At 65.5% G+C, this 3,519-nt stretch carries 1 protein-coding gene; it reads right to left on the bottom strand.

All coding sequences use genetic code 11. The features are described from left to right. Positions 1-3,495, bottom strand: a 3,495-nt coding sequence (locus RMO18_RS14500) for a magnesium chelatase subunit H (protein ID WP_309666832.1), incomplete at its 3' end; no start/stop codon positions are given. Positions 3,496-3,519 lie beyond the last annotated feature (24 nt).

A 3,519-nucleotide genomic window follows, 5' to 3' on the forward strand; every position in this document is an offset into this window, starting at 1 on the left:
CCAGTATTGGCGGTCCGACGCTTCCAATAACCGCCCGGCCATCCGGCTGGAGGCCTCGGGGTTCAGTTCTGCCAGACGGCGGCGCATCGCCTCGTCCAGCACAAAGGTTTCCGACAGGCGCTGATAGACCCAAGGATCGACATGGCCGGTGGTGGCCGACCAGCCCATGGTGTTGGTCACATGCGCTTCGATCTGGCGCACGCCTTCGGCGCCATGGCGCAACAGGCCCTCGTAGAACTTCGGATTCAGCGCACGCGAACGGGTTTCCAGCGCGACCTGATCGCGCAGCGTGCGGACCTGACCACCACCGCGTGTCTGGTCGCCGATATAGACCGGCGTATCCTCGCCGCCGCGGGCGCGTTTCACCGCGCGGGCGATGCCGCCCAGCGTGTCGAAGTAGTGGTCGACCGAGGTCACCCCAAGTTCGACCGATTCCAGGTTCTGATAGGCCAGATCCACGTCTTTCAGCGCCTTTTGCAGCAAGGCGGCGTTCTTCACCGATTTGCCGGTACGCCCGTAAGCAAAGGACTTGCGCGCCTCGTAGGCATCGGCCAGCTCATCCTCCTGGCCGAAGGCGGAGGAGCCGACCAGGGTGTTGACGTTGGAGCCATAAGCGCCTTCGGCGTTGGAGAAGACGCGCAGGGCGGCGGTCTCGATATCAACGCCCATTTCCTCGGCATAAGCCAGCGAATGGGCGCGGATGAAGTTCTGGGCCAGCGGCTCATCCGCGGTGGCGGCTTTCCACGCGGCTTCGGCCAGCATCCGGGTCTGCAGGGGCAGAAGGTCGCGGAAAATGCCTGACAGGGTCATCACCACGTCGATGCGCGGGCGGCCAAGTTCGGCCAGCGGGATCAGATCGGCCCCCGACAGGCGGCCGTAATGGTCGAACCGGGGTTTCGCACCGATCAGCGCCAGCGCCTGGGCAATCGGGCCGCCATCTGATTTGATGTTGTCTGACCCCCACAGCACCAAGGCCACTGTACGCGGCAGCCGGTCATGCGCTTCCAGCAGCCGCTGGGCCTGCAACGCGCCGTCCTGCATGGCAAAGGCGGTTGGCATCCGGAACGGATCAAACGCGTGGATGTTGCGGCCCGTGGGCAGAATTTCCGGCGCGCGGATCAGATCGCCGCCGGGCACCGGGGCGATGAAGCGGGCCGACAACGCGCGCAGGATGCCGGTGATCTCATGGTCCTCCTGCAGCAGGCGATCCGCTTTTGCCCGCGCGTCGGCATCGTCCGGCATCAGGGCAATCATCTCGGCGCGGTGTTCAGGCGTCATCTTGCGCCCGACCACATGCAGACCATCGGTGATCAGCGCACCCTCGGCCTCCAGCAGTTTGACCCACAGCTGGTCGGCGGCAAGGCCGGCCATGTCCACCGATTTGGCCTGTTCGGCCATCAGCGCCTCAAGATCAGCACGGTCTGCCGCATCCGGGGCCGTGGCGCGCCAGCGGGTCAGCGTGTCCTTCAGCTCCTGCAGGCCCTTGTACAGTCCGGCGCGGGCAAGGGGGGGCGTCAGGTGGGTAACGGTGACGGCGTTCGACCGGCGCTTGGCCAGCGTCGCTTCGGAGGGGTTGTTCGCGGCGTAAAGGTAGACGTTCGGCAGGTTGCCGATCAGCCGGTCGGGCCAGCAGTCACCGGAAACGCCGGCCTGCTTGCCCGGCATGAATTCCAGCGCGCCGTGCATGCCGAAATGCAGCAGCGCGTCGGCGGCGAAATCCTCGCGCAGCCAGCGGTAGAAGGTGGTGAAGGCGTGGGTCGGCGCGAAGCCTTTTTCGAACAACAGGCGCATCGGGTCGCCTTCGTAGCCGAACAGCGGCTGGAGGCCGACAAAGACATTGCCGAATTGGTGGCCAAGCACAAAGACGCCGCGCCCGTCAGTCTGGGCGCGGCCGGGGGCAGGGCCCCAAGCGGCCTCGACCTCTTTCAGCCAGCGGGTTTTGGCGACGATCTCGGCGGCAGGAACGATGGCGGCGACATTGGCGGGCTGGCCATAGCGGGCGGCGTTGCCTTTCAGAACCATCTCGCGCAGCGCCTCGACCGATGCGGGCGGGGTCAGCGCATAGCCCTCGGCGGCCATGGCGTGCAAGGTGTTGAACAGGCTTTCGAACACGCCGAGGTAGGCAGCGGTTCCGGCGGCCCCGGCATTCGGCGGAAAGCCGTAAAGGACGATGCCGACCTTACGGGTGGCGACTTCCGAGCGGCGAAGCATGGCGAGGCGCAGGGTCTTGTCGGCCAGCGCCTCGATCCGTTCCGGGCAAGGGGCCATCGCGCGGGTTTCCAGCGCCTGGACGGTTGCGGCCTTGCACTGGTGGTGGCAGCCGGTGCAGCCATCGACACCATGCCGCCCGGCATAGACGGTGGGATTGGTGGCACCGTCAATCTCTGGCAAAGCGATCAACATGGTGGTTTCCACCGGGCCAAGCCCGCCACCGGATGCACCCCATTGGCCCAGCGTCTGAAACTCCAGCGGGTGGGCGGCGATGTAGGGCACGTCCAGCGCCGCCAGCGCCTCTACCGCGGCGGGGCTGTCGTTGTAGGCCGGGCCACCGACAAGCGAGAAGCCGGTCAACGACACCATCGCGTCGATGCGGCCCTTGAAATAAGCGTCGATGGCGGGGCGGCCGTCAAGACCACCGGCAAAGGCGGGCAGGCAAGCGATGCCACGCGCCTCGAAGGCCGCGATCACGGCGTCATAATGCGCGGTATCGGCGGCGAGAATGTAGGAGCGAAGCATCAACAGGCCGACGGTGGCCTTCACCTCCGCCGGGCGCGGCATGTCGGCGATATCAGTGGTGATCCGGCCCTTCAGACGCGGGTGATACAGGCCGACATCGGGGTAATCGATCGGGGCCGCGGCCTTCACCGCCTGCCACTTGCGGTCCGCAGAATAGCGGCTGACGAGGAAGCGGATCATCGCCTCGAGGTTGTCATCCGACCCGCCCAGCCAGTATTGCATGCTGAGGAACCAAGCGCGCATGTCCTGCGCCTTGCCGGGAATCCAGCGCAGGATTTTTGGCAACCGACGCAGCAGCGCCATCTGTTTTTGCCCCGAGGAGGCGGAAGGCTCTTTCGGCCCCCGCATCTTTTTCAGAAACGCCATCGCTCCGCTTGCGGGTTTGGACATATCCAGATCGCCCATTTTCGTCAGCTTGACGATCTGCGGATCGGCGATTACGCCGACAAAGGCATCCAGACCATCGCGAACGCGCTGCAGGTCGGGCAGGATGGCGGTGATGTGTTCTTCGATGAACAACAGGTTCGCCACGATGATATTGGCATCGGCCACAGCGGCCTTGGCGCGGGCGAGGGCCGCAGGGTTTTCGGCCCACTCGGCGGCGGCATGGACGGAAACCTCGATCCCGGGGAAATCTTTGGACAGACGCGGGGCTATGCGTGCGGCGGGCCCTGCGGCATGGGCGTCAAGCGTGATGATGACGAAGCGGTAGCCCGCTTTCGAAGTCACCTCCGCCTGATGGGACCGGTCATCGCGCATAATGGGCCTTTGCCTCATAAAGGG

Source organism: Tabrizicola sp. (genome assembly GCF_031377265.1).
Classification (GTDB): Bacteria; Pseudomonadota; Alphaproteobacteria; order Rhodobacterales; family Rhodobacteraceae; genus JAUYQR01.